The sequence below is a fragment of the Brevundimonas sp. genome, assembly GCF_032055285.1.
Taxonomy (GTDB): Bacteria; Pseudomonadota; Alphaproteobacteria; order Caulobacterales; family Caulobacteraceae; genus Brevundimonas.
Genome location: NZ_DAMBRE010000001.1, coordinates 936,745 through 963,663, shown reverse-complemented (window position 1 = coordinate 963,663; position 26,919 = coordinate 936,745). Strand labels below are relative to the sequence as shown.

22 protein-coding genes are annotated in these 26,919 nt (G+C 69.5%); 15 read left to right on the top strand and 7 right to left on the bottom strand.

Annotated features, from left to right (window positions below):
- Positions 1-51: 51 nt before the first annotated feature.
- Genes mutS through murJ form a run of 3 tightly spaced genes read left to right on the top strand, consistent with a single transcriptional unit; the run spans position 52 to position 7,173 of the window.
- Positions 52-2,748, top strand: a complete 2,697-nt coding sequence (gene mutS / locus RTY13_RS04795; RefSeq protein ID WP_312781510.1) for a DNA mismatch repair protein MutS — start codon at positions 52-54, stop codon at positions 2,746-2,748.
- On the top strand, positions 2,745-5,435 hold the full coding sequence (gene glnD, locus RTY13_RS04790) for a [protein-PII] uridylyltransferase (protein WP_312781509.1): 2,691 nt from the start codon (positions 2,745-2,747) through the stop codon (positions 5,433-5,435). The genes mutS and glnD overlap by 4 nt, the downstream gene beginning before the upstream one ends.
- A 31-nt stretch (positions 5,436-5,466) precedes the next feature.
- Positions 5,467-7,173, top strand: a complete 1,707-nt coding sequence (murJ, locus tag RTY13_RS04785) for a murein biosynthesis integral membrane protein MurJ (RefSeq protein WP_312781507.1) — start codon at positions 5,467-5,469, stop codon at positions 7,171-7,173.
- Between the two features lie 15 nt (positions 7,174-7,188).
- On the opposite strand, the gene RTY13_RS04780 is transcribed toward murJ, so the two are convergent.
- Positions 7,189-7,818, bottom strand: a complete 630-nt coding sequence (locus tag RTY13_RS04780) for a hypothetical protein (protein ID WP_312781506.1) — start codon at positions 7,816-7,818, stop codon at positions 7,189-7,191.
- 313 nt (positions 7,819-8,131) lie between these two features.
- Between RTY13_RS04780 and trpS the strand changes: the two genes are divergently transcribed.
- The 3 genes from trpS (at position 8,132) to RTY13_RS04765 (ending at position 10,425) form a co-directional block, all read left to right on the top strand.
- Entirely contained in the window at positions 8,132-9,169 is a 1,038-nt protein-coding gene (trpS, locus tag RTY13_RS04775) for a tryptophan--tRNA ligase (protein WP_312781505.1), read from the top strand.
- Positions 9,170-9,240: 71 nt separating this feature from the next.
- Positions 9,241-9,948 (top strand): GNAT family N-acetyltransferase, encoded by a 708-nt coding sequence (locus tag RTY13_RS04770; RefSeq protein WP_312781504.1) that lies wholly within the window; start codon positions 9,241-9,243, stop codon positions 9,946-9,948.
- Between the two features lie 12 nt (positions 9,949-9,960).
- Positions 9,961-10,425 (top strand): OsmC family protein, encoded by a 465-nt coding sequence (locus RTY13_RS04765; RefSeq protein WP_312781503.1) that lies wholly within the window; start codon positions 9,961-9,963, stop codon positions 10,423-10,425.
- A gap of 3 nt (positions 10,426-10,428) precedes the next feature.
- Here RTY13_RS04765 and RTY13_RS04760 read toward each other — a convergent pair whose 3' ends face one another.
- Positions 10,429-11,178 carry a dienelactone hydrolase family protein gene (locus RTY13_RS04760; protein WP_312781501.1) on the bottom strand — a complete coding sequence of 250 codons (750 nt, stop codon included), beginning with the start codon at positions 11,176-11,178 and terminating at the stop codon, positions 10,429-10,431.
- A gap of 110 nt (positions 11,179-11,288) precedes the next feature.
- Between RTY13_RS04760 and RTY13_RS04755 the strand changes: the two genes are divergently transcribed.
- Together RTY13_RS04755 and RTY13_RS04750 are read left to right on the top strand one after the other, a co-directional pair.
- Positions 11,289-11,924, top strand: coding sequence for a PadR family transcriptional regulator (locus tag RTY13_RS04755; RefSeq protein ID WP_312781500.1), 636 nt, complete (start codon positions 11,289-11,291; stop codon positions 11,922-11,924).
- Positions 11,921-12,736 (top strand): siderophore-interacting protein, encoded by an 816-nt coding sequence (locus RTY13_RS04750; RefSeq protein ID WP_312781499.1) that lies wholly within the window; start codon positions 11,921-11,923, stop codon positions 12,734-12,736. Before RTY13_RS04755 ends, RTY13_RS04750 begins: the two co-directional genes overlap by 4 nt.
- A 105-nt stretch (positions 12,737-12,841) precedes the next feature.
- Here the strand turns inward: RTY13_RS04750 and purH are convergent, their stop codons facing one another.
- Entirely contained in the window at positions 12,842-14,446 is a 1,605-nt protein-coding gene (purH, locus tag RTY13_RS04745) for a bifunctional phosphoribosylaminoimidazolecarboxamide formyltransferase/IMP cyclohydrolase (RefSeq protein ID WP_312781498.1), read from the bottom strand.
- 140 nt (positions 14,447-14,586) lie between these two features.
- Between purH and RTY13_RS04740 the strand changes: the two genes are divergently transcribed.
- The gene (locus RTY13_RS04740) at positions 14,587-14,976 is read left to right on the top strand and encodes a GIY-YIG nuclease family protein (RefSeq protein WP_312781496.1); all 390 of its coding nucleotides are present in this window, start codon (positions 14,587-14,589) and stop codon (positions 14,974-14,976) included.
- Here RTY13_RS04740 and RTY13_RS04735 read toward each other — a convergent pair.
- Positions 14,973-16,787, bottom strand: coding sequence for a heparinase II/III family protein (locus RTY13_RS04735; RefSeq protein WP_312781495.1), 1,815 nt, complete (start codon positions 16,785-16,787; stop codon positions 14,973-14,975). The genes RTY13_RS04740 and RTY13_RS04735 overlap by 4 nt on opposite strands.
- Positions 16,784-17,467, bottom strand: a complete 684-nt coding sequence (gene rpe / locus RTY13_RS04730; RefSeq protein ID WP_296176853.1) for a ribulose-phosphate 3-epimerase — start codon at positions 17,465-17,467, stop codon at positions 16,784-16,786. Before rpe ends, RTY13_RS04735 begins: the two co-directional genes overlap by 4 nt.
- A 219-nt stretch (positions 17,468-17,686) precedes the next feature.
- Between rpe and RTY13_RS04725 the strand changes: the two genes are divergently transcribed.
- From RTY13_RS04725 to RTY13_RS04715, 3 genes are all read left to right on the top strand, one after another.
- Positions 17,687-18,103 carry a DUF2141 domain-containing protein gene (locus RTY13_RS04725; protein ID WP_312781491.1) on the top strand — a complete coding sequence of 139 codons (417 nt, stop codon included), beginning with the start codon at positions 17,687-17,689 and terminating at the stop codon, positions 18,101-18,103.
- Positions 18,104-18,128: 25 nt separating this feature from the next.
- A complete protein-coding gene (locus RTY13_RS04720) occupies positions 18,129-19,604 on the top strand; it encodes a carotenoid oxygenase family protein (RefSeq protein WP_312781490.1) in 1,476 nt (491 codons plus the stop codon).
- Positions 19,605-19,681: 77 nt separating this feature from the next.
- On the top strand, positions 19,682-20,122 hold the full coding sequence (locus RTY13_RS04715) for a hypothetical protein (RefSeq protein ID WP_312781488.1): 441 nt from the start codon (positions 19,682-19,684) through the stop codon (positions 20,120-20,122).
- 21 nt (positions 20,123-20,143) lie between these two features.
- On the opposite strand, the gene RTY13_RS04710 is transcribed toward RTY13_RS04715, so the two are convergent.
- Complete coding sequence (locus RTY13_RS04710) at positions 20,144-20,920, bottom strand: LytTR family DNA-binding domain-containing protein (RefSeq protein WP_312781486.1); 777 nt, start codon at positions 20,918-20,920, stop codon at positions 20,144-20,146.
- Positions 20,920-21,651: a TetR/AcrR family transcriptional regulator gene (locus RTY13_RS04705; RefSeq protein WP_312781484.1), complete on the bottom strand. Its 732-nt coding sequence runs from the start codon at positions 21,649-21,651 to the stop codon at positions 20,920-20,922. The genes RTY13_RS04710 and RTY13_RS04705 overlap by 1 nt, the downstream gene beginning before the upstream one ends.
- Before the next feature lie 177 nt (positions 21,652-21,828).
- Here RTY13_RS04705 and RTY13_RS04700 point away from each other — a divergent pair, with 177 nt between their 5' ends.
- The 3 genes from RTY13_RS04700 to sucC all read left to right on the top strand — a co-directional run bounded on the left by RTY13_RS04700 (position 21,829) and on the right by sucC (position 26,868).
- On the top strand, positions 21,829-24,036 hold the full coding sequence (locus tag RTY13_RS04700; protein ID WP_312781482.1) for a TonB-dependent receptor: 2,208 nt from the start codon (positions 21,829-21,831) through the stop codon (positions 24,034-24,036).
- Between the two features lie 140 nt (positions 24,037-24,176).
- A complete protein-coding gene (locus RTY13_RS04695; protein WP_312781480.1) occupies positions 24,177-25,544 on the top strand; it encodes an MFS transporter in 1,368 nt (455 codons plus the stop codon).
- Between the two features lie 133 nt (positions 25,545-25,677).
- Positions 25,678-26,868, top strand: a complete 1,191-nt coding sequence (gene sucC / locus RTY13_RS04690; RefSeq protein WP_312781478.1) for an ADP-forming succinate--CoA ligase subunit beta — start codon at positions 25,678-25,680, stop codon at positions 26,866-26,868.
- The last annotated feature ends 51 nt before the right edge of the window (positions 26,869-26,919 follow it).

The following is a 26,919-nucleotide window of genomic DNA, read 5'->3' as shown; positions in this document are numbered from 1 at the left end:
GCGCCGATCCTGCTTGAGGCTAAGGGTGCGATCCGTCACCTTGCGCGGCGTATGAACGCGCCCCTGTCCCATCCCCCGCAAGCCGATCTGAAGCCCGACGCCGGAACGACGCCGGTCATGGCGCAATTTCTGGCGGCCAAGGCCGATCAGCCGGACGCCATCCTCTTCTTCCGCATGGGCGACTTTTACGAGCTGTTCTTTGACGACGCGGTCAAGGCGGCGGCGGCCCTGGGCATCACCCTGACCAAGCGCGGCAAGCATCAGGGCGAGGACATTCCCATGGCCGGGGTGCCGGTCCACGCGCTGGACGGCTATATGGCGCGGCTGATCCGCATGGGCTTCAAGGTCGCCATCTGCGAGCAGCTGGAAGCCCCCGCCGAGGCCAAGAAGCGCGGCCACAAGGCGGTGGTGCATCGCGGCGTGGTGCGGGTGGTGACGCCCGGCACCCTGACCGAGGACAGCCTGCTGGACGCGCGCGGGGCCAACCGGCTGGCGGCGGTGGCGGTGCGCAAGGGCCGCGCCGCCGTGGCCGTGGTCGAGTTGTCGGCCGGGGCGGTGGACAGCGTGGCCTGCGACCTGAGCGATCTGGGCGCGGCGCTGGCGGCGTTTCGACCATCCGAAGTGCTGGTTCCCGACCGCCTGTTCTCGGACGAGGGCTTGAAGGGGGCGCTGGACGGTTCCGGCGGGGTGGTTCAGGCCATGCCGCAGGCCCTGGCCGAGCCCGTGGGTGCGCGCGACCGGGTGCAGCGGCTCTACGGCGTTTCGGCCCTGGACGGCTTTGGCGCCTTCGAGGAGGCCGAGGTTTCGGCCCTGGGCCTGATCGCCGCCTATCTGGAAACCACCCAGGCCGGCAAAATCCCGGCCCTGGCCCCGCCGCGCCGCTCGGGCGAGAGCGGCTTCCTGGCCATCGACCCGGCGACGCGATTGAGCCTCGAGATCGACCGCACCCAGAGGGGCGAGCGCGACGGCAGCCTGTTGCATTGCATCGACCGCAGCGTCACCTCGGGCGGGGCGCGCGCTCTCGCTGAGCGCATCTCGCGGCCCCTGCGCGATCCGGCGGCGATCAACGCCGGACTGGACGCGGTGGAGTGGCTGCTGGAGCGGCGCGACCTGCGGCGCGATCTAAGGGACGGCCTGCGGTCCTCGGCCGACGTGGCGCGGGCCACCTCGCGTCTGGCGCTCGGGCGCGGCGGGCCGCGCGATCTGGCGGCCATCCGCTCGGGCCTGACGACGGCGCAAGCTTTGGCCGGACTGTTCGCGGCCTCGGCGAATGATCCTCTGACGGGACCGCCCGCGCGGGTGCTGGCCTGTCTCGACCGGCTGACGCTGGACGGGGAGCTGTCGCACCTGCTGGCCGATCTGGGCGACGGCCTGATCGAGGAGCCGCCGCATCTGGCGCGCGACGGCGGTTTCGTGAACCCCGGCCACCGGCCTGAACTGGACGCCGCCCGCACCCTGCGCGACGACAGCCGCCGCGTGGTCGCGGACCTTGAGGCCCGCGCCGTGGCCGAGAGCGGGGTGGCCTTCAAGGTGCGCCACAACGCCGTGCTGGGCTATTTCCTCGAGGCCTCGGCCAAGGCGGCGGAAAACCTGCTGCGGGCCGGACCCGACAGTCCCTTCATCCACCGTCAGACCCTGGCCAATCAGGTCCGCTTCACCACGGTCGAACTGTCGGAGCTGGACGCGAAAATCAGCCAGGCCGGGCACCGCGCCCTGGCCATGGAGGGCGAGACCTTCGAGGGCTGGCGGCGCGAGGTCGCGCGGCTGGCCGGACCGCTGCAGGGCGTGGCCGAGGCCCTGGCCGAACTGGACGCCCACGCGGCCCTGGCCGAATGGGCCGAGGAGGTCGGTGCCGTCCGCCCGGTGGTGGACGCCAGCCTGTGCTTCGACGTCGAGGCTGGGCGCCACCCGGTGGTCGAGGCGGCGGTGACGGCCCAGGGCGACCCCTACACCCCGAACAACTGCCGACTGGCGGGCGACGGCGCCGGGGCCTCGCGCCTGTCGATCGTGACCGGCCCGAACATGGCCGGTAAGTCGACCTTCCTGCGCCAGAACGCCCTGCTGGTGGTGCTGGCCCAGGCCGGGGCCTTCGTGCCCGCGCGCGCCATGCGCCTCGGCGTCGTCGACCGGTTGTTCAGTCGTGTGGGGGCTGGGGACGATCTGGCGCGCGGCCGCTCCACCTTCATGATGGAGATGGTCGAGACCGCCGCCATCCTGACCCAGGCGACGCCGCACAGCTTCGTGGTGCTGGACGAGATCGGGCGCGGCACCGCCACTTACGACGGTCTGGCCATCGCCTGGGCCACGGCCGAGGCCCTGCACGAGACCAATCGCGCCCGCACCCTGTTCGCCACCCACTATCACGAGCTGGCGCGGCTGGAGGAACGGCTGGACCACGTCTGCAACCTGTCGATGAAGGCGCGCGAGTGGAACGGCGACCTGGTCTTCCTGCACGAGGCGGCGCCCGGCGCGGCGGACCGTTCCTACGGCGTGCAGGTGGCCAGGCTGGCGGGCGTCCCGACCGCCGTGGTCGGGCGTGCCCGCGAGGTGCTGGAACGGCTGGAGAGCGAGAAGTCGGCGTCGGCCCGTCTGGACGACCTGCCCCTGTTCGCCGCCGTGGCCGAGCCGGCGCCGGTCCCCCACAGTTCGGCCCTGGATGACGCCATGGCCGGCATCGATCCCGATGAGCTGACCCCGCGCGAGGCCTTGGAGGCGCTTTATCGGCTGAAGGGTCTGTCGCGGCCGTGACTCCTTCGGCGGCCCTGGACGCGCGTCTGGTCGAGGCCGTCTCGGCGCCCGATGCGCGCGCCGCCGTCACCGCCGTTCTGCGCGAAAGTTTCGCCATCGACCGCGCCCGCGTCGCCCGGCGGCTGGAAGGCGGGATCGACGGGGCGGAAGCGGCGCGCCTCTACGCCGCCGCCGCCGATACGATGCTGACCAGTCTGTGGCGGGTGGCGACCGAGGTGCTGCATCCGGCGCCGCAGGATCGCCTCAGCCTGTTGGCGGTCGGCGGCTACGGGCGCGGCGTCCTGGCGCCCTTTTCCGATCTCGACCTGCTGTTCCTGCGGCCCGGCCAGACGGCCAGCGCCCGCGCCGAGGCGGTGATCGAGTTCGTCCACTATGTCCTGTGGGACCTGGGGTTGAAGGTCGGCTCAGCCTCGCGTTCCATAGGCGAGACCCTGGATCTGGCCCGCAGCGACATGACGGTGCGCACCACGCTTCTGGAGGCGCGGGTTCTGGTCGGCGACGTCGCGCTAGGCGAGAACCTGCTGCGGAGGTTCCGCGCCGAGGTCGCCAAGGCGGATCCCCGCCCCTTCATCGCCGCCAAGATGGAGGAGCGCGACGCCCGCCTTCAGAAGACCGGAGCTGTGCGTTACCGCGTCGAGCCCAATATTAAGGACGGCAAGGGCGGGCTTCGCGACCTGAACACCCTGTTCTGGATCGCCCGCTCGCTGGCGCCCGACAGCGAGCGGGGGCAGGCGGCGCTGGAGGGCCTGCTGACCGCGCGCGAGCTGCGCAGCTTCCGCGAGGCCATCGGCTTCCTGTGGAGCGTGCGAATCCATCTGCATCTGGCGGCGGTCCGGGCCGAGGAGAAGCTGACCTTCGACTTCCAGCCCGAGATCGCCCGGCGCATGGGCTGGCGCGGGCGCGGCGACGAACTGGCCGTCGAGCGCTTCATGCGCCGCTATTTCCAGGTAGCGCGCGAGGTCGGGGCCCTGACCCGCGCCGTCTCGGCCCAGCTGGAGGCGCGCCAGCAGAAGAAGGCGCAGGGCCTGGCGCGCGGCCTGTCGCGGCTGATCCCCCGGCGGCGGGCCAGGCTGGCCTTCGATGGTCTGGCCATCGAGGGCGGGCGGCTGACGGTGACGGGGGGCTCGGTCTTCGCCCATGATCCGGTGCGGCTGCTGCTGTTGTTCGTCGAGGCCGACCGGCTGGATCTGGACCTGCACCCCGACGCCTTCGCCGCCGTGATCCGCGCCCTGTCGCTGGTGACGCCGGCGCTGCGACGCGATCCGCGCGCGGCCGAGGCCTTCCTGACGGTGCTGGCGCATGGGCAGCGGCCCTATCGCGTCCTGTCGATCATGAACGAGACCGGCCTCTTGGGCCGCTTCCTGCCCGAATGGGGGCGGATCGTCGGCCAGACCCAGTTCAACATGTATCACGCCTATACGGTGGACGAGCACACGCTTCAGGCCGTGGGGATCATCAACGATATCGCCCGCGGCAAGCTGGAGACGGATCATCCGGCCTCGACCGCCATCATCCATCGCATCGCCGACATCGAGGTGCTGATGCTGGCCATGCTGCTGCATGACGTGGGCAAGGGCGGCGACCGGGGGCAGCTGGAGGACGGGGCCATCGCCGCGCGCCGCGCCTGCGAGCGGCTGGGCGTCGATACGCGCCGGATCGAGCTGGTGGTCTGGCTGGTGCGCCATCATCTGCTGATGAGCGACTACGCCCAGAAGCGCGACGTGTCAGACCCCTCGACGGTGCGGGCGTTTGCGGAGGCGGTGGGCGACCCGGAGCGCCTGCGGATGCTGATGGTCCTGACCGTGGCCGACATTCGCGCCGTGGGGCCGGGCGTGTGGAACGGCTGGAAGGGGCAACTCATGCGCGCCCTGTTCGAGGCGACCGAAGCCCTGTTCCGGGGCGACGCCGTGACCCGGGAGGACCCGCTGGTTGATCACCCGGCCCTAGTCGAGCGAGCGCGGCGCGAGGGCGCGGCGGTCGAGGCCCTGCCTGCCGAGGGGCCGCTGGAATCCACCGCCCGGGTGGCGGTGGCGGCGCTGGACCGACCCGGCCTGTTCGCCGACCTGGCCGCGACCCTGGCCATGGCCGGGGCCGACGTGGTCGGGGCGCGCCTGGCCACCGCCGAGGACGGCACGGCGCTGGACGTGTTCGAGCTTCAGGACGGGGCGGGCGAGGCCTATGGCCGGCGTGAGCCGCGCCGGCTGGCCATCCTGGTCAAGGCGCTGGAACGGGCGGCGCAGAAGGGGGCGCGGACCTCGGCGGTCGAGACGCCCCGCGTCAGCGCCCGCCGCGCCGTCTTCGATGTGCGGCCGGTCGTGCGCATCGACATGGAGGCCGGGACCAGCGCCGTGGTGGTCGAGGTCTCGGGCGCCGACCGGCCCGGTCTGCTGGCCGATCTGGCGCGGACCATTTCGGCGCATGGCTACTCGACCCGTTCGGCCCATGTGGCCAGCTTCGGCGAGCGGGCGGTGGACGGATTCTACATCACCGACGCGGAAGGGGCGAAGCCGACCGATACGACGCGACTGGCGGCCTTGCGGGCCGGGCTGCTGGAGGTTCTGGATCGGGCGCCGAAGGGACCGGCGGGGCGCCGTATCGTGCCGGTGCGGGCCAGCGTGCGCGACGTCTCCGATCTGGAAGGCGAGATCGGACGCAAGCCCGTATCCAGCGGGGCAAGGGCGCGCTAAGGCGTTTGTCGGGCGAGCATAGAGACCAGCCGTGAACGACAAGACCGATCCCATCGAACCGGCCGCGCCGATCTCGGCCGCCAACGCCACGGTGGAGCCTGTCGTTCAGCCGCTGGCCGCCTCGACGACGGTGAAGGGCGACGCGCCCAAAGGGGGGGGCGTCATGCGTTCCTCGGCCATATTCAGCGCCATGACCCTGCTCAGCCGTCTGGCCGGGTTCGCCCGCGACGTGGTGATCTCGGCGGCGCTGGGCGCCTCGGCGGGACCGGCGGCCGACGCCTACAACACCGCCCTGAACTTCCCCAACCTGTTCCGGCGCATCTTCGCCGAAGGGGCCTTCGCCGCCGCCTTCGTGCCCGCCTACGCCAAGACGCTGAAGACCGAGGGCGAGGCCACAGCCGATCAGGTCGCCACCGACGCCCTGGCCGCCGTCGCCGCCGTCACCGTGGTCCTGACCATTCTCGCCCAGCTGACGATGCCGTGGCTGATGACGGTCATCAATATCGGCTTCCTCGATGATCCGGCGCGCTTCAAGCTGGCGGTGATCCTGACCCAGATCACCATGCCCTACCTGCCCTGCATGGCGATCGCCTCCCTGTTGTCGGGGGTGCTGAACGCGCGCGGGCGCTTCATCGTCTCGGGCGCCTATCCCATCCTGCTGAACCTGATCATGCTGGCCGCCGTCATCCCGGCTCAGGGCGACCAGGTGGGCGCCGCCTACGCCGCCTCATGGGGCGTGGCCGTGGCGGGCGTGGCCCAGGCCGGCCTGTGCTGGTGGGCGGCGAGGAAGGCCGGGGCCAATATCCGCCTGACCCTGCCGAAGCTGACCCCGGCTGTGAAGGCCATCATCATCACCGCCATACCCGCCGCCATCGGCAACAGCGCGACCCAGATCAACGTCTTCATCTCGGGCAACCTGTCCAGCTTCGTCGCCGGCGGACGGACCTGGCTGGCCACGGCGGACCGCCTGTATCAGTTGCCGCTCGGCCTGGTCGGGGTGGCCATCGGCATCGCCCTCTTGCCGCGTCTGTCGGCGGCGGTGGCGTCGCAGGATCACGCCCAGCAGCAGGCCTCGATGGACGAGGCCCTGGCCCTGTCCATGGCCCTGACCCTGCCGGCGGCGGCGGCCCTGATGGCCATGCCCTATTTCCTGATCGACGCCCTGTTCACGCGCGGCGCCTTCCTGCAGGTCGACGCCGTCAACACGGCCCAGGCCCTGTTCCAGTTCGGTTGGGGCGTGCCGGCCTTCGTCCTGATCCGCATCCTGGCCCCGGCCTTCTTCGCGCGCGGCGACACGCGTCGGCCCATGGCCTTCGCCCTGGTTTCGGTGGCGGTCAACGCCGCCCTGGCCATCGGCCTGTTCAACCTGGGCATGGGCATTTCCGGCATCGCGGCGGCGGTCAGCGCGGCGGCCTGGACCAACGCCCTGCTGCTCGGCGCGACCCTGTGGCGGCGCGGACATTACCGGCCGAGCCCGGCGGCGGCCTCGCGTCTGGCGCGCATCCTGCTGGCCAGCATCGGCCTGGGCCTGGTCGTCGGCCTCGCCTCCTGGGCGCGGCCGATGCTGCAGGCGCCCGTGGAGGCCCTGCTGGGCGCCATCGGGTCAAACCACGGCGCCAAGGAGCTGACCCTGCTGCTCGTCGTGGCGGCGGGCGGTCTGACCTATGTCGTCCTGGCCTTCGCCACCCGCGCGATCACCGTCGCCGAGATCAAGGGCCTGATCCGCAAGGCGCGCTAGTCGAGGTGAGGAACCTCAGCGCGGTTGGGACGAGCGTTTCCCTGCGCCTGGCCACGAGGGGCGAGCGACGAGGCTCGATCCTTCGCGCACGATGAGGTCCTCTTCAACGCCTGTTGTCGACAGCAGCTCGAGCGCCCGCTCAGTCTGGCCTTCTCCTCCGACCTCGGTTGCGACCACGAAGACGCGAACCCACGACGCATCGGGAAGAAGGTTGAAACGACCTTCGGCGCGACCGTCGTGCAAGGCGAGATCGATGCGTCTGGAAGGGAAGTCGGGGTTGGGTCGATCAGATCGAAGCACCACGACGGCGCTTGCGAGCGTCGAACTGGAGGTCCGGGCTTGAATTTCGGCGGCGGCCGGGCCGCGCGAAATTTCCAGCATGAGGGCAGGGGGGACGCCCCCCTGCCAGACTGAGGCTCGTTTGTAGAGCGTCAGGCAAATCTGTTCACTTGGCTGTGACGGCCAGACGAGCTGGGTGTCCGTGCCGTAGGCCATCAGGGGGGCCGTCCGCCGCGACGAGGCGACAGGCACCGTGTGCGGCCAATAGGCGGCGCCGAGCCCGCCGCCCATCATCGGTCGATTGTTGATGTCCTGCATCAGACTCCAGTCGCAGGGGCCGTCGCTGTAGGCGACCGAGAGTTGCACCAGATAGGGCTTCTCAGGCGCGGGCGGTCGCGTCGTGCAGCCGCTGGCGAAGGCGGCTGCGAGGATCAGTGCGGCGCGGGCGTGAGCATGTTTCATGGAACGACGCTATTTGGATGTGTCGCGGCGGGTCAACCGCAAGGCCCCAAGCTTCCTCACGCCTTGCCCTTCGCTTCACGAACCGATAAGCGCGAAGGCATGGCTCATTCGGGACACATCTTCGTCGCCCGGCGATGGCGCGGCTGACTGTTCACCGCACGACCTCGCGCGCCTGCGCGCGCCGAATCCAGCCTTTTGAAGTCCCGAGAATATTTCCATGACTGATCAGACCCCGGCCCCCTACACCGGTCCGCGCCGCATCCTGTCCGGCATCCAGGCCTCCGGCGCCCTGCACCTGGGCAACTACCTGGGGGCGCTGAAACGCTTCACCGAGTTGCAGGACACGGGCGCGCCCCTGTTTGTCTTCGTCGCTGACATGCACGCCATCACCGTCTGGCAGGAGCCCGAGAAGCTGGCGGCCCAGACGCGCGAGATCGCGGCGGCCTATCTGGCCTCGGGCCTGGACCCGGCCAAGGCGGTCATCTTCCCGCAATCGGCGGTGCCGGCCCACGCCGAGCTGGCCTGGATCTTCAACTGCGTCGCCCGCCTCGGCTGGCTGGACCGGATGACCCAGTTCAAGGAGAAGTCGGGCAAGCACAAGGAGCGCTCCAGCGTCGGCCTCTACACCTATCCGGTGCTGCAGGCGGCGGACATCCTGCTCTACAAGGCGACCGAGGTGCCGGTCGGCGAGGATCAGAAACAGCATCTGGAGCTGACCCGCGACATCGCCGCCAAGTTCAACAACGACTTCGGCGTCCCGGGCTTCTTCCCGCAGCCGGAGCCGCTGATCCAGGGCCCGGCGACGCGGGTCATGAGCCTGCGTGACGGCGCAGCCAAGATGTCCAAGTCCGATCCGTCGGACCTGAGCCGCATCAACCTGACCGACGACGCGGACACCATCGCCGCCAAGATCAAGAAGGCCAAGTCGGACATGGATGTCCTGCCGGACACGGTCGAGGGTCTGGATGGGCGGCCTGAGGCGAAGAACCTGGTGGCCATCTACGCCGCCCTGTCGGACACGACGCGCGAGGCCGTTCTGGCCGAGTTCGGCGGTCAGGGCTTCGGCGCCTTCAAGCCCAAGCTGGCCGAACTGGCGGTTACGTCGATGGCCCCGGTGACCGCCGAGATGCGCCGCTTGATGGATGACCCGGCCGAGATCGACCGCGCCCTGGCCGTCGGCGCCGAACGCGCTCGCGAAGTGGCTCAGCCGGTGGTGGACGAGGTCAAGAAGATCGTCGGCTTCTGGCAGGGCTGATCGGCCGTTTTCGGACGTGACGGCCCTGTCGCGGGTTTCGCGACGGGGTCTTCGCGCCTAGATCACCGGTCATGACCCATCCTCTCGATCGCGCCGTCTTCAACGCCCTGACGACCCGCCTGTCGCGTTTCACGACGGCGGATTCCGGGCTGGACGCGGTACGTCTTGATCCCGAGGTCGGCGTCTTTCTGGCGGCGGCGGACGACAGCGCGGCCAGCCGCGAGGCGCTGGGCGTTCTGGCCCGGCGCTACCCCGGCGCGGGACTGGTCGAGCGCGAGGACGGATCGATGGCCGGGGTCCTGCCCGAAGGCGTGCCGGTTGCCGCCCAGGTCGCCCTGGTGCAGATGACGGCGACGGCCCTGACCCCGGCGGGATCGGCCGCGCAACTGGACGATGTGATCGAAGAACTGGGTGAGGCCGACGCCCCGGCCATGCTGGCGCTGGCGACCCTGACGCGGCCCGGCCCTTTCCGCTCGCGCACCCGCGAACTCGGCCCCTTCGTCGGGATCAAACAGGATGGTCAACTGGTCGCCATGGCCGGGCGGCGGCTGCGCGTCGACGGCTTCACCGAGCTGAGCGGGGTCTGCACCCATCCCGATCATCGCGGCAAGGGCTACGCCGCCGCCCTGTCGCGCGTGGTGGTAGGCGAGATTCTGGCGACGGGCGAAGAGGCCTTCCTGCACGCCTTCGCCGATCACGAAGCGACGATCGCCTTCTATCGGGGACTGGGTTTCCAGACGCGGGCGCGCATGATCTATACCTCGTTGGGCGAGGCCTAGAGGAGACGTGACATGAGCGGACACGGCGCGACGGTGGAATGGACGCGAGGCGATCAGGCCTTCGTCGACAAGCGATACAGCCGCGCCCATGTCTGGCGCTTCGACGGCGGGGCCGTGGTGCCCGGCTCCTCGTCGCCGGCGGGCGTGCCGGTCCCGATGTCGGACCCCGCGGGGGTGGACCCGGAGGAGGCCATGATCGCCTCCCTGTCCAGCTGCCACATGCTGTGGTTCCTGGCCTTCGCCGCCAACGCTCGTCTGACGGTCGACCGCTATGTGGACGACGCTACGGGCGAGCTGGACAAGAATGAAGCGGGCAAGTCCTATCTGGCGCGTGTCGCCCTGAACCCTGTGACGACCTTCACCGGTCGCCAGCCGGATCAGGCCGAACTGGACGCCTTGCACCACGCTGCGCACGAGCATTGCGACATGGCCCATTCGGTGCGGTCCGAGATCACGGTCACCGGCCGCATCGGCTGAGACTCAGGCGTCCGGCGCCACGTCCTTGAGGAAGGCGGTGAAGCGGCGCAGGGCCTCGAGCGTCAGCTCGGGGTGATGGCGCATGGGGCCGTTGCTGGTCGGTTCGTCGAAGGCGTGAGTGCCGTCGGCGACCCAGCTTTCGACCTCGGAGCCGCAGTCGCGGATCATGGCGTTGACCCGCTCAGCGTTCGACACCGTGGTCAGGTGGTCGCGTTTGGCCGTCATGGCCAGGACGCGCGGACAGTGCCGCCACGGCTTCATCTTGTTGAAGGCCCAGGCCCCGACATAGGGATAGGCCAGCCAGACCGCCTTGATCCCCGACAGGTCGGCGGCGCCAGGATTGGCCACGCCCATGCGGCCCGGTTGCGGGTCCTCGCTCATCATCTCCATGATCGACCAGCCGCCATGGCTCCAGCCGGCCAGCGACAGCATGGCGGGATCGACGTCGGGGCGCTGTGAGACGCCCTTGATGGCGGCCAGGAGGTCCCCCGCCCGCTCATAGCCGCGCAGCACCAGTCCGGTGCAGACCGTGGTCAGGGTGAAGGCCCGGTTCCAGCCGCGCGGGCCGTAGGAATCGACGATGAAGGCGCGCCAGCCCGCCGCCTTGGCCGCCTCGGCGTAGCGCGGCAGGTGGTCCCGCAGACCGCCGCAGCCGTGGAACAGCAGCACCGCCGGACGCGGCAGGTCGTCGTTGGGACCGACCACGGTCGTATGCGGTTCCAGCATGGCCCAGCGGGCGTCGAGCGTATCCATCGGCCCAGCTTAGAGGTTCGCGATTTCGAGGAAAGGGGTCTTGCGGTTTCGATATATCGATTTATCTGTGTGTCAGTTCGATATATCTAAATGAAAGAAGCGAGAACCATATGAGAAGATCCAGAGGGATCGAGAAAGCAGGTCATGGCTTTGGACGCGGCCGTCACGGCGGCCACGGAACGGGTCACGGGCACGGCTTCGGCCGGGGCGGTCACGGCCGCCACATGCGGCCTGAAGGCATGGGCGGCGAAGGCCGGATGCGCGGCGGACGCCATGGGCGACGCGGCGGGGGCGGACGCATGTTCGAGCACGGCGCTCTGCGCTGGGTGCTGCTGTCGATGATCGCCGGCAAGCCCAGCCACGGCTATGAGCTGATCAAGGAGATCGAAAGCCGCATGGGCGGGACCTACGCCCCCAGCCCCGGCGTCATCTACCCCAGCCTGGCCCTGCTGGAGGACATGGGCGCCGTCAGCGTGGCCGCCGAGGGCGGCAAGAAGCGCTACGCCGTCACCGACGAGGGCCGCCGTCTGCTGGACGAGAACGCCGAGGCCCTGGCCCACATCGAGATGAAGATGAAGGCTCTGCGGGGACGCCCCGACCGGCCGGCCCGCATCGCCCAGGCCATCGAGGCCCTGCGCAACGCCACCCATCTGCGCCTGACCCAGGAGCCGCCGCTGACCGAGGCTCAGGTCGAGGCCATCGCCGACCTGCTGGAGGCCGCCGCCGAAAAGGTGCGCCAGGCATGACCGAGACCCATCTGCGCCAGCCGCGCCGGGTGCGGCACGAGCTGAAGTTCCGCCGCGCCCGCGTCGAGGCGGTCGAACAGCTGACGCCTATGCTGAAGCGCATCGTCCTGACCGGCGAGGAACTGGAGGGCTTCTTCAGCCCCGGCTTCGACGACCATGTGAAGATCTTTCCGACGCCGCGCGGTCAGCCGGTGGTCCTGCCGACCGCAGGGCCGGACGGACCGGTGTTTCCCGATCCCAAGCCCGTGGCGCGCGACTACACCCCGCGCGCCTTTGACGCCGCGAACCGGCGGCTGACCATCGACTTTGCGGTCGGTCACGGTGGTCCGGCCACGGCCTGGGCGGAGGACGCCCGGGTCGGGGACGAACTGGGTCTGGGCGGGCCGCGCGGCTCCTTCCTGATCCCGACCAGTTTTTCGCAGCACCTGCTGGTCGGCGACGAGGCGGCTGTTCCGGCCATCGCCCGGCGGCTGGAGGAACTGCCCGCCGGGGCGCGGGCGGTCGCCTGCATCGAGGTCAATGACGCGGTGGGCGAACTGCAGCTAGCCAGCGCCGCCGAAGTCGAGATCGTCTGGGTGCACCGCAAGGGCGGGCCGCGCGGTCGAGCCGAGGCTCTGACGGCGGCGGCGGTCGCCGCGGCGCAGCGGATCGATCCGGCCGACGCTTATGTCTGGGTCGCCTGCGAATCCTCGGTCGCGCGGTCGATGCGTTCGGCCCTGCTGGCGGCCCGACCGTTCAATCCGAAGTGGATGAAGGTCGCCGGCTACTGGCGCCTGGGCCGCGCCGGCTCGCACGAGGTGATCGAGGACTGAGCCAAGCCTCAGACGTAGAAAGGGCGCTGCCGACGACCGGCAGCGCCCTTCTTCTTGCGCTCATGTAGCGGGCCGCCGCGCGGCTCGCGTTAGCGCCCTTTTTGTTTAGTGCCGGAAGACGCGCACGCCGGTGAAGGCCATGGCGATGCCGCGTTCGTCGGCGGCGGCGATGACTTCTTCGTCGCGGATCGAACCGCCCGGCTGGATCACCGCCGTGGCCCCGGCGGCGACGGCTTCCAGCAGGCCGTCGGCGAAGGGGAAGAAGGCTTCGGAGGCGCAGGCCGAACCCTCGGCCAGGGAGTGGGCCAGACCCTTGGCCTCGCCCGCTTCCTTGGCGCGGATGGCGGCGATGCGGGCGCTGTCGCGGCGGTTCATCTGGCCGGCGCCGATGCCCGCCGTCTGGCCGTCCTTGGCGTAGACGATGGCGTTGGACTTGACGTGCTTGGCCACGGTGAAGGCGAACAGCATGTCCTGGATCTCGGTCGGCGTCGGCTGGCGGCGCGTGACGATCTTCAGGTCCGAGGGCTTGATCAGCGAGCGGTCGCGTGACTGGACCAGGAAGCCGCCGGCGACCGAGCGGAAGACCTCGCCCGCGCCGTGCGGGTCGGGCAGGCCGTCGGTGATGAGCAGGCGCAGGTTCTTCTTGGCGGCGAAGACAGCCTTGGCCTCGTCGTCGGCGCCCGGCGCGATGACGACCTCGGTGAAGATGCCGGTGATGGCGCGCGCGTCTTCACCGTTCAGCGGGCGGTTGACGGCGATGACGCCGCCGAAGGCCGAGACGGCGTCGCATTCCAGCGCGCGGGCGTAGGCTTCCGACAGATCCTTGCCGACGGCCACGCCGCAGGGGTTGGCGTGCTTGACGATGACGCAGGCGGGGGCCTCGAACTCGGCCACCAGCTCATAGGCGGCGTCGGCGTCGGCGATGTTGTTGTAGCCCAGCTCCTTGCCTTGCACCTGCTCGGCATAGGCCACGCCCGGACGCTTCTCGCCGGTGCGGTAGAAGGCGCCGGTCTGGTGCGGGTTCTCGCCGTAGCGCAGGGTCTGGGCCAGCGAACCGGCGATCGACTTGCGGGCCGGGGCGGCGTCGTTCAGCTGGCCGGCGAACCAGGACGAGACGGCGGCGTCATAGGCGGCGGTGCGGGCGAAGGCGCGGGCGGCCAGCTGCTTGCGCAGGTTGAGCGTGGTCGAGCCGTCGGCCTTCAGGGCCTCGACGATCAGGTTGATGCTCTCGGCATCGACGGCGACGGCGACATGGCCGTGGTTCTTGGAGCCTGAGCGGATCATGGCCGGGCCGCCGATGTCGATGTTCTCGATGGCCGCTTCAAAGCCGCCACCCTGCTCGACCGTCTTTTCGAAGGGATAGAGGTCGATCCAGACGATATCGATGGCGCCGATCTCATGCTCGGTCATGGCGGCGGCGTGGGCCGGGGCGTTGCGCACGCCCAGCAGGCCGCCGTGCACCACGGGGTGCAGGGTCTTGACCCGGCCGTCCATCATTTCCGGGAAGCCGGTCAGATCGGCCACGTCCTTGACCGGCAGGCCGAAGCCCGCGATCGCCGCCTTGGTGCCGCCGGTCGAGACCAGTTCGACGCCGAGGCCGGCCAGGGTGCGCGCCGCGTCTTCCAGCCCCGCCTTGTCCGACAGGGAGATCAGGGCGCGGACAGGTTTGATCGCGTCCGGGGCGGGCGGAAAGTCGGGAGCGGCGGGCATGGGCGGCGTCCGTTAACAGCTGGGGCGGGGAGATGGCGGGCGCTCTAGCACCATCGGGCGGCGGCGTCAGCCCTTGGGTCAATCACTCCGTCATCCTCGGGCTTGACCCGAGGATCGAGTTGTCCGCCGCTCGACGTTCCATGAACGAGCGCCGCCCCTTCATCGCCATCTATATCCTGGCCAGCCGACCGCTGGGCGTCCTCTACGTCGGCATGACGTCGAACCTCTACGAACGTATCCGTCAGCATAGGGACGACCGTGTCGAAGGCTTCGCCCAGCGCTACGGCTGCAAGACCCTGGTCTGGTACGAGCCGCACGGCTTCGTCACCGAGGCGATCCGGCGCGAGAAGGCGCTGAAGGCTTGGAACCGCACGTGGAAGCTGGAGCTGATCGAGAAGACCAACCCGGAGTGGCATGACCTCTATCCCAGTCTGTTCGGACTGGCGCCCGATCCTCGGGTCAAGCCCGAGGATGACGGAGGGGGAGGTGGAAGCGTCGGGGCCTTTCTGAAGCGCCTCGACGAACCTTAGTGCGGGTCGCCCGCCGCGCCGGCCGGGCTCAGCTTCCAGCGGATCTTGGTGTCGGCGTCGGTGCGGGCGGAGCCGCGGACGACGATCTGCAGGGAGCGTCGGGTCAGGCCCTCGTCGACGTGGACGGCGGGCTCGATGGCCACGTCGGGGCCGTCGCTGCGGAACCACCAGCCGCGTCCCGAATGGCCGCGCAGCAGGATGGAGCGGCGGTCGCGGGCCAGCGAGGCCTGGACGCCGGGTTCCAGCTGGAAGCGCAGGGCGTAGGGGGCGGCGATGGCGCGAACCGCGTCGGGACGGCCTTCCGGCGCGTGCAGGCGCTCCTCGGCGCGCAGTTCATCGAGGCGCTGATCCAGATAGAGGCGGCGCTGATGCATCAGGCCGTAGAGCGGCATCCAGCCGTCGTGCTCGACCTCGAGCCAGACGGCGCCATCCCCCTCTCGATGATCGCGGGTGACGTGCAGGGCCGGGCCGATCAGGCGGGGGCCCAGCAGCTCGGCCTTCCAGCCGGACAGGGGCTCGCCCAAGGGCTGTTCGCCCAGCGTCAGCGTCGAGGCGCCCGGCGTCAGGCGCAGGGCCTGACGGTCCAGGGCGCGCGGGGTCCAGCCGGCCGAGGTGAACAGGCGGTCGCGACCGCAGACGACTTCCAGGGCGGCGGGCTGGCCGCAGGCGGCGGCAGACCAGGCGCCGCGCGCCGGGGCGTCGACGTCGACCATGACGGTCAGCAGGGGGCTGGAGATGCGCACCAATCCGCCGACCGCGCCGCTGGGCGGGGGGGCGGGGGTATCGTCGTGGGCGCGGGCGGCGGCGACGCGTTCGGGCGTCGAGGGGCCGCCGCCCTGGAAGGCGGCCAGTCGGCCGTCGGGCAGGGCCAGGACGCGAAGACTGGTGGTCAGGCGCGAAATGGCGGCGGCCACCGGCTCGGGCGTCGGCTCGGACAACTGGGCCAGGGCGTCGTCCAGGGTCAGCAGGTCGAGCAGCAGCTCCAGACCCATTTCCGGGGCGCGGGCGGCGTGACAGCCGTCGGCGGCGACGGTGGCGTCCAGGGCGGCGGGCAGGCGCTTCAGGGCGGTGCGGCGCACATTGGCCCCGGCCTTGCCCGCCAGGGCGCACCCGGCGACAGCGGCGGCGGTCAGGCGCTCGGCCCGGCCCATCAGGCCGCCGGGCGGACGCAGCAACTGACGCGCCTGACGCGCCAGGATGTCGGTCAGGCGCAGGCGCTCGACCTCGGTCGCCACCCCGGCCAGCCGCCGCCCGGCGCAGGCCAGATGATAGGTGCGGCGCGCCAGAATGTCGGGGTCCCACGAGAAGGGCGACCAGCGGCTGAAGATGTCGTCCCAGGCGAGCGTCAGCGCCAGGGCCTCGCGCAGACCGCGATCGCCGTGGGTCAGCATCTCGGGCATCCAGGCGAAGGCGTGCAACTCGACGGCGAAGGCGCGGCTGGGGGTGGGGCGGTTCCACAGGTCGGCGGGGCCCTCGGCGTCGAGGCTGAGCCCGGCCAGGGTGAAGCGGCCCGACAGCAGCGGGCGCGGGGCCTCTTCGCGCAGCGGGCGGAAGTCGCGGGGGCTGACGGCGAAGCCGTCGGCGCGGGCGCCTTTCAGCGTCACCGTATAGCCGGGCAGGCCGTAGAGCTCGATCCACAGCTGACGCGCGGCCAGTTGTCCGGCGACGGCGGCCCACAGGGCGGGGTCGGCCTTGGACCCGCCGGCGGCGCGCACCGGGGTGCGGATCGGCGCGCCCTTGAGGCCGGGGATGTGGCCCTCGGTCAGGCCGCCTTCCGTTTCGCGCGGGGCGAAGGGGCCGAGGGGGCTCACGCGGCGGCGGCCTTCAGGGCCTGGATGTTGGCGGCGTAGGCGTCCGGCCCACCCTTGAAGACGAAGGAGCCGGCGACCAGGGCGTCGGCCCCGGCGGACAGGCAGGCCCCGGCGTTGGCGGCGACCACGCCGCCGTCGACCTGCAGGTGGGCCTTCGATCCCGCGCGGTCGAGGATGGCGCGGGCGCGTTCGATCTTCTTCAGCGAGGACTCGATGAACTTCTGACCGCCGAAGCCGGGATTGACCGACATGATCAGCACCAGATCGACCAGGTCGACAGCCTCTTCCAGCACGCTCAGCGGCGTGGCCGGGTTGAAGACCAGGCCGGCCTTGGCGCCCAGCTGGCGGATCTGGCCCAGCGTCCGGTGCACGTGCGGACCGCTTTCGGGGTGGACGCTCATGATGTCGGCGCCGGCCGCGCGATAGGCCTCCAGCCAGTTGTCGACCGGGGCCACCATCAGGTGGACGTCAAACGGCAGGCTGGTGTGGGGGCGCAGGGCCTTCACCACGTCCGGGCCGATGGTCAGGTTGGGCACGAAGTGGCCGTCCATGACATCGACGTGGATCCAGTCGGCCCCGGCGGCTTCCAGGGCGCGGACCTCTTCGCCCAGCTTGGCGAAGTCGCTGGCGAGGATGGAGGGGCAGATCAGCGGGGCGCTTGCGGCGGCGGTCTGGGTCATGGTTCTGCGACTTACGGCCATGCGGCGCGGGGGGCAAGCCGGGCCGCTGACGCAGGGATGGGACACGCGGACGGCGACGGGTGTTCATTGGCGCTTCGCCAACGGTCGGCGGTGGTCGTTGGCGAAGGCGCGGCGGTCGAGCACGCAAGGCCGCTGGCGAGGTTCGGCGGGGCAAGGGAGGAAGGCGGCGACATCCTCATCTACTCAAGGACGCCCGCCATGATCCGCTCTCTCACCGTCGCCGCTGTTCTGGCCTTTGCTTCTCCCGCCCTGGCGCAGGACCCCGACAACCGCCTGACCCTGACCTTCGAGACGGGCGCCGAAACCGGCGCGGTCCTGGTCGCCCTCTATGACAGCGAGGCCGCCTATGAGGGCGGACAGCCGGCGCGCGTGGCCCAGGTCGATGTGGCGGCGGGCCAGAGCGAGGCCGTGTTCGACCTGCCTGCCGGGACCTATGGCGTGAAGGCCGTCCACGACGTCAACGGCAACGGCAAGATGGACGTCAATCCGTTCGGCATGCCCAGCGAGCCCTTCGCTTTCTCCAACAACGCCGTGGGCAACATGGGTCCGGCCAAGTGGGACCGCGCCCGCTTCGAGGTCTCCGGCGCCACGGCCCAGACCATCCGCATCCGCTAAGCCCTGTTTGTTCGACGAGACCGCCATGACCCCGACCCGCCGCACCCTGTTCATGGGCGCCGCCGCGCTTTCCGGCGCCTTGGCCGCCGCCCGCGTCCTGACCCCTGACCGCGCCTATGCCGCGCAGGCCATGGCGGCGACCGCCGACTGGTCGCTGGCCACCGCCGACGTCGAGGGCGACGTGGCCCCGCGCGCCCTGCGGCTGGTGCATGGCCGGGCGCCGGCCGGGCTGTCGGGCAGCCTCTATCGCAACGGGCCGGCCAAGTTCCGTCGGCCGGGCGGTTCGTCCCAGCACTGGTTCGACGGCGACGGCCTGATCCGCCGCTGGCGGGTGCAGGATGGTCAGGCGACGCTGGCCGCCCGCTTCGCCGACACGCCCAAGCGGCGTCAGGAGGCCGAGGTCGGGGCCATGCTGATGCCCGGCTTCGGCACGGTGGCCGACCCGCGCGCCCGGATCGGCTCGGCCGACGACGCCAGTCCGGCCAACACCTCGGTGCACAAGGTCGGCGGCAGGCTGTGGGCCCTGTGGGAGGCGGGCTCGCCCCTGGCCATGGACCCCGAGACCCTGGCGACCGAGGAATTCGTGACCCTGCGTCCGGACCTGAAGAACATGCCCTTCCTCGCCCATCCGCGCATCGAGCCGGACGGTCGTATCTGGAACCTGGGGGTGAGCGGACGTCAGGCCATGGTCTGGCGTCTGGCGGCGAACGGCGCGCTGGAGGCGGCCGAGCTCATCGCCCTGCCGCGCGCCAGCTATATCCACGACTTCAGCGCCACGGCCAGGCATCTGGTCATCGTGTTGCAGCCCTGGGTCCATTCGCGCAATGTCATGCCCGTCTCGGCCGCCTTCGAGTGGACGCCGCAGGCCGGGACCCAGATTCTGGTGATCGACAAGGCCGACCTGACGCAGCGCCGGATCTATGAGCTGCCGCCCTTCGGCTTCTTCCACGCGGGCGACGCCTGGGAGGAGGCGGACGGCACGATCCGCCTCGACCTGTGCGCCCACAAGGACATGAATTTCGCCGCGCGCGGCGCCCATGAGGTGCTGAACGGCGTGCCCCTGGGCCACGACCCGGCCGAGCTGGCCATGGTGGTGCTGGAGCCGGGTGGGCGCGGGCGGCTGGAGCGGACCGGCGTGGTCGGCGAGTTCCCGCGCAGCGATCCGCGTCGCGCCGGGCTGGCCCGCCGTTTCAGCCTGCACACCACGGGCGAACGCGCCGACCGGCCCCTGGCCTCGGCGCTGGCTGTCACCGACTGGACGTCTGGCCGCACACGGTCGTTCGACTTCGGCCCCGGCCATGTGACCGACGAGATGGTCTATGTGCCCAAGCCCGGCGGCGTGCACGAGGCCGACGCCTGGCTGGTCGGCCCGACCATCAACCTGAAGGCCGGGGTCAGCGAACTGCACGTCCTGGACCTGATGCACGTCGAGGATGGCCCTGTCGCCACCTGGCGCGCCGACGTGGCTCTGCCGGCGGCGTTCCACGGGAACTGGGTTTGAGGGGGCGAGGCAACCCGCAGGCCAAAGTCCGCTAACGACCCGTTGCGGACATTCAGGGGTTGATTGATTATCGGCGAATGAACGCCCTCTTGCCTCTGGTCTTGCTCCTTGCCGCCTCCGCCCAACCGGATCGCTCGCAAAGCTATCTCGTTTCTATCGTGGACGTTCCTCTACAGGCAGGCGAGAGCATTGAAAGTTTCGCCCTCTCCACTCAGGGGGTGTCGTATCAAGCCATCTGCAAGCTGCCCGAAGGATGGACGATTAAGGCTGGGAGCAGCATCAGAGGAGATGGGGTGCTGGAAGGCGAAGGCAGCAATGGCGTGACCTGGCTCCCCCGACGCAGTCCTCCCGAACTTGAGGCCATTGCCGCAGTAACGCTGGATATCGAATCTGCTCCGAATTCATTCAGCGGTTCCGCGACGATTGCCGGGATCGATGGAGAGCGCGAAGTCACTCTCACGGGCAAAAACGTTCGTTTAACAGCCGCCAGTGGATGTCGCGAGCGGAGCGTCCGCTAACTAGCGGACTGTCAGCGGAAGCTACCACCACCCCGCTTCGCGCAGCGCCTTGGCGTAGCGGCGGCTGACGGGGGCGGTGAGGTCGCCGCCGGGGGCGCCGTCCAGGGTCAGGGCGGCGCGGCCGTCGCCGCGGGCGACGGCGGCGACGGCGTCTTTCGCCACCCACCAGCTGCGATGGGTCTGGGCACCTTCCAGACCTTCCAGTTCAGTCAGGGCGTCGGACAGGCGCATCAGGATCAGGTCTGAGCCCCGCTCGGTGTGCAGGCGCAGATAGTGGTCCTCGGCCTGGACCGCGATCAGGCGGGCGCCGCGCAGCCTGGGCGGCAGGCGCTCCAGAAAGCGGGCGGGCGCGGCGCCGGGAGCGCTGGCGTGGGTCTCGACCGGGCGCTCGCGGCCGAGAAAGACGTTCAGGGCGCTGAGGACGGCGGTGATCAGCAGCACCGCCGGCAGGAAGTTGAGCAGCACCCCGGTCGACAGCAGGCGCTGGTAGAAGAAGAGGCCGGTCGCGGCCCAGACGCCCACGGTCAAGGGGCCGGTGATGACCGCCGTCAGGATCGCCGCCGTCGTCCACGGTCGGGCGTCGGGGTCGATGAAACGCGTGACCAGGGCGCCGCAGACGTGGCCCCAGAGGCCGCCCAGCACCAGCATGGCGATCCAGTAGATCAGCCGCTGGCCCAGCGGGGTTCCGCCGGAGCCGAAGGCGCCGCTGAACGCCAGGAAGGCGCCGGCCACCACGGCGACGATCAGGCCGCGCAGGACGTCGCGCGCCTTGCCTTGGAGCAGGTTGGCAAGCGGCATCAGGCGGACGACTTGGGATCGCAGACGGCGCGGAAGCCGGCGGCGGCGAAACGCACCATGTAGTCGCAGGCGCTGTCCAGATCGCCGGACTTGCACAGGCCGCCGGACAGGCGGTCCAGACGCCCGGTCTCGCCCAGGGTCAGGGTCAGGGCGCCCGACAGGTTGTGATAGGCCCAGTAGAGGTCGGTCTCCTCGGCCTCGGGCAGGAGGCGCTTGACCAGTTCCAGCAGGCGGCGAATGGCCGGGTCGAAATAGCGGGCCATGGTCTCGCCGCCGAAGGCCGGGTTGGCATTGGTCTGGGCCACCAGGGCGGCGTAGTGTTTCCACCCTGGCCCGCCCTTGAGCGACCACTGGAACGGCGGGCGCAGGAAGGCCTCGAACAGGCCCTCCAGGGTCATGGCGTCTCCCGCGGCCTCGGCGTAGCGGTCGACGGCGGCGACGCGCTCGTTGTTCCAGACCTCGGCGCGACGGATGAAAACGGCGTCGAACAGCTCCTTCTTGGCCCCGAAGTAGTAGTGGACCAGGGCCGTATCCACGCCCGCCTCGCGCGCCACCTCGCGGATGGTGACGCCATAGAAGCCGTGCTTGGAGAACAGGTCCTCGGCGGCGTTCAAGATGGCGTCGCGGGTCTCGCCGGCGGCGGCGGTCTTGGTCTTCTTGGGGCGACCGCGTCGCGCCGGGGCGGCGGTGACGGGCGGAAGGGCCGGGGCGAGGTCGTCGTCGGATTTCATGCGCGCAAGCTAGTCGTGGTTCGACCTTCAGTGCAACGGCGCCACAGGGGCGGCGGATTTGCGGCGGTCTTCAGCGTGGCCGTTTGACAGACCAGTGAAAGATCGGCACCTTCCATGAAAATCATTGAACGCTGAATAAAAGCGTCGATTGGGCTGGAAACAGGGATTGGGATGCAAATGAACAGACTCGTGAAGACCGTCTTGCTGGCGGGCGCCGCCTGGGGCGCGCTCTCGGCCACGGCCGTGGCGCAGCAAGCCTCGACCGAGACCCAGGTCTCCAGCATCGACGACGTCGTCGTCACCGCGCGCCGTCGCGAGGAAACCCTGAAGGACGTGCCGGTCTCGGTCTCGGCCCTGGGCGCCGAGCGTCTGGAAGAAACCGGCGCGACCGACATCACCGCCCTGCAGCAGCAGACCCCGAACGCCACGGTTCAGGTTGCGCGCGGCTCGAACTCGACCCTGATCTCCTTCATCCGCGGCATCGGCCAGCAGGACCCGCTGTGGGGCTTCGAGCCCGGCGTCGGCCTCTATGTCGACGACGTCTATGTGGCCCGTCCCCAGGGCGCGGTGCTGGACATCTTCGACATCCAGCGCATCGAGGTGCTGCGCGGCCCGCAAGGCTCGCTGTACGGCCGCAACACCGTTGGCGGCGCCATCAAGTACGTCACCTCGCGTCTGGACCCGGATTCGCCGGAACTGACCCTGCGCGGCGCCTACGGCAGCTACAACCAGGTCGACCTGCTGGCTCAGGGCTCCATGCCCGTCACCGACAAGCTGCGCATCGGCGGCGCCATCGCCAGTTATAACCGCGACGGCTACGGCGAGAACCTGAACACGGGCGCCGAGCACTATGACAAGGACGTTCTGGCCGGTCGCGTCAGCGTCGAATTCCAGCCCAATGACAACGCCTTCTTCCGCCTGGCCTATGACCGGGTCGAGGACAAGTCGAACCCCCGTCACGGCCACCGCGAAGTCGCCGGCGTCGGCCCGGGCGCGGGCGTCCCCGACAGCGTCTATGACACCTACGCCGGCCTCGGCGACCGGAACAAGGTGACGACCGAAGGCGTGTCGCTGACCGCCCAGGTCGATCTCAATGATGTCTGGTCGTTCAAGTCGATCACCGCCTATCGCACCGGCGACACCGACACCCTGATCGACTTCGACAATACGCCGGCGCCGACGCTGGACGTTCCGGCCGTCTATGGCGACCGTCAGTTCACCCAGGAATTCCAGGCCCTGTTCAGCACCGACCGGATCCAGGGCGTCGCCGGCCTCTTCTATCTGGACGGCACCGCCTCGGGCGCCTTCGACACCATCGCCCAGAACTTCGGCATCGTCATCGGCACGGCCGGCTATGTCGAGACGACCAGCATCGCCTTGTTCACCGATGTGAACCTGGACCTGACGGATCGCCTGCACCTGGGTCTGGGCGCCCGCTACACGATGGACGACAAGACGGGCCACGTCTTCCGCGCCAACTATCTGGGCGCGACCCGCAGTCCGCTGCTGGGCGGCACGGCGCGCAACCCCATCCTGCTGCGCACCGACTACACGCGCTCGAACACCTTCGACCAGTTCACGCCCAAGGCCTCGCTGTCCTATGACTTCTCGGACCGCCTGACCGGCTACGCCTCCTATTCGAAGGGCTTCAAGTCGGGCGGCTTCGACATGCGCGGCGACGCCATCCTGACGCCGAACACGGTCAACGGCTATCAGCCGGAGACGGTCGACTCCTACGAAATCGGCCTGAAGGGCTCGGCCTTCGACCGTCGCCTGAGCTTCGCCTCGGCCATCTTCTACAACGAGTATCAGGACCAGCAGGTCACCACCCAGGTTCCGGCCGTGGGCGGCATCGCCAGCTTCGTCGACAACGTCGGCTCGTCCAAGTTCTTCGGCGCCGAAGTGGAGGGCTCGCTGGTCCTGATGGACAGCCTGACGGCCAACTTCGCCGTGGGCTACCTCGACTCCAAGTTCGAGGAGTTCCTGCGCTACAATCTGACGACGCAGAAGTACGAGGACATCTCGAGCCTGGTGGTCCTGCAGAACGCGCCGAAGTGGACGGGCTATCTGGGCCTGACCTGGCGCGGCGACGTGGCGGGCGGCTCGCTGGCCGTGACCCCGTCGGTCAGCTACCGCGACGACTACAGCCAGTTCGAGTTCCCCAACCCTGTGCTGGATCAGGACGCCTTCGCCCTGGTGGACCTGTCGGTGGTCTGGACGGATCCGAGCCGCACCTGGACCGTCGGCGTCTACGGCAAGAACCTGACGGACGAGGAGTATCGCGTCGGCGGCTACAACTTCGCCGGCGCCGCCTACAACAACTCGCTGATCGGCTACTACGGCCCGCCGCGCACGGTCACGGCTTCGTTGCAGTACAAGTTCTGATCGGGAAGCTTCTCCTGAACGCCTGATCATCTGATCGCGGGCGGCGGTTCCGACGAGAGCCGCCGCCCTTTTTCTTTTGGCGTCCTCGAACGAGGCCGCTACCGTCCGCTTGAATAGAAGAAGCCCGAGGGGGGCACGCCATGACCACGTCCGAGGCCGCAGCGCCCAAGGAGGCCGTCGAGAAGGCGGTCTCTCCCGGCTATCGCTATTATGTGCTGGGGATCCTGATCCTCATCTACATGCTGAACTTCCTCGATCGGCAGATCATCGGCATCCTGGCGGCGCCGCTGAAGGCCGAGTTCGGGCTGTCGGACAGCCAGTTCGGCCTGCTGGGCGGGCTGGCTTTCGCCCTGCTCTATTCGACCCTGGCCATTCCGATCGCCTGGCTGGCCGACCGGTTCAGCCGCGTCTGGATCATGACCGCCGCCCTGACCGTCTGGTCGGGCTTCACCGCTCTGTGCGGCGTGGCGGGCAGTTTCGGCCAGCTGTTCCTGTGCCGCATGGGGGTGGGCATAGGCGAGGCGGGCGGGGTGGCCCCGGCCTATTCGCTGATCGCCGACTACTTCCCCAAGTCGCAGCGGGCGCGGGCGCTCGCCGCCTACGCTTTCGGCATTCCGCTGGGCATGGCGGCGGGCACCCTGGTGGGCGGCCTGCTGGCGGCGACCTATGGCTGGCGGACGGCCTTCATCGTCGTGGGTGTTCTGGGCGTCCTGGTTGCGCCGATCCTGCGCCTGACGGTCAAGGACCCCAAGCGTGGGGGGCTGGATGCGCCGGTCGTGGAAGCGCCTCAGGCCGCGCCCGTCGTGCAGAAGGCGCCGCCGTTCGGCGAGGTGGTCCGTACGCTGGCGCCCAAGCCGAGCTTCTGGCTGCTGGCCTTCGGCGCCGCATCGTCCTCGGTGTGCGGCTACGGCGTCGCCGCCTGGCTGCCCAGCTTCTTCATGCGCAGCTTCGGCCTGACCCTGTCGCAGACGGCCTGGTATTATTCGGCCATCGTCATGGTCGGCGGCGTGGCCGGCATCTGGTTGGGCGGGGTCATGGCCGACCGCCTGGGCAAGAAGTCCAAGGGCGCCTATCCGCTGACGCCCGCGATCGCCTTCCTGATCTCGGTGCCCTGCTTCCTGCTGGCGATGAACTCGGGCGCTTTGGTCGGCGCCGTCATGCCGGGGGCCAACCCCAATGGGGCGGCGGCCCTGACCCTGGCCTTCCTGATCTTCCTGATCCCGACGGGTCTGAACCTGACCTGGCTGGGACCGATCACGGCGGCGGTGCAGCATCTGGGAACCCCGGCCATGCGCACCACGGCCTCGGCCCTCTTCCTGCTGATCAACAACCTGCTGGGGATCGCCGTCGGCATCTACTACTTCGGCTGGATGTCGGATCTGCTGCGCCCGACCTTCGGCGAGGAGAGCCTGCGCTGGGCCATCTATACGGGCATGGGCTTCTACCTGCTGTCCTCGGCCCTGCTGTTCGGCGCCTCGCGCACGCTCAAGAAGGACTGGGTCGACTGATCCAGCCCAGCTTGGGCCATAGGAAAAGGCTCTGACGGCCATAAAGAGGGCGGCGGTTGCGCAGGCGAAGGCGCGACGCCTATAAGCGCGACCAAAGTTTCCACAACCCTCCTCCCAACGGCGCGGATCAGACATGAACATTCACGAGTATCAGGCCAAGCAGGTTCTCAAGGCCTTTGGCGCTCCGGTCGCCGAAGGCGTCGCCATCACCTCGGCCGACCAGGCCGAAGCCGCCGCCAAGCAACTGCCTGGCCCGCTCTATGTGGTGAAGTCGCAGATCCACGCCGGCGGCCGCGGCAAGGGCAAGTTCAAGGAACTGCCGGCTGACGCCAAGGGCGGCGTGCGCCTGGCCTTCTCGATCGAGGACGTGGTCAAGAACGCCAAGGAAATGCTGGGCAACACCCTGGTGACGGCCCAGACCACGGACGCCGGCAAGCAGGTCAACCGCCTCTACATCGAAGACGGCGCCGACATCGCCCGCGAGCTTTACCTGTCGATCCTGGTCGACCGCGCCTACGGCCGCATCTCCTTCGTCGTCTCGACCGAAGGCGGCATGGACATCGAGGCCGTCGCCCACGACACCCCGGAAAAGATCATCACCGTCGTCATCGACCCGACGACCGGCGTGACCGAAGCCGACTGCGCCACCCTGTCGGACGCGCTGCAGCTGGAAGGCGACGCCCGTGAAGACGGCAAGTCGCTGTTCCCGGCCCTGTATAAAGCCTTCGTCGAGAAGGACATGGCCATGCTGGAAGTGAACCCGCTGATCGTCATGGAAAACGGCCGCCTGCGCGTTCTGGACGCCAAGGTGTCGTTCGACGGCAACGCCCTGTTCCGTCATCCCGACATCAAGGAACTGCGCGACGAGACCGAGGAAGACGCCAAGGAAATCGAAGCCTCGGAATGGGACCTGGCCTATGTCGCCCTGGACGGCAACATCGGCTGCATGGTCAACGGCGCCGGTCTGGCCATGGCGACCATGGACATCATCAAGCTGTACGGCAAAGAGCCCGCCAACTTCTGCGACGTCGGCGGCGGCGCCGGCAAGGAGAAGGTCGCTGCGGCCTTCAAGATCATCACCGCTGACCCGAACGTCCAGGGCATCCTGGTCAACATCTTCGGTGGCATCATGAAGTGCGACGTCATCGCCGAAGGCGTGGTCGCGGCCGTGAAGGAAGTGGGTCTGAAGGTGCCGCTGGTGGTGCGTCTGGAAGGCACCAACGTCGACCTGGGTAAGAAGATCCTGAACGAGTCCGGCCTGGCCATCACGGCTGCGGACGACCTCGACGACGCCGCCCAGAAGATCGTCGCGGCGGTCGGCTAAGGCTTAGAGCCTTACTCGCCACCGCCCAGCTGACACACAGAATTCAGAGCA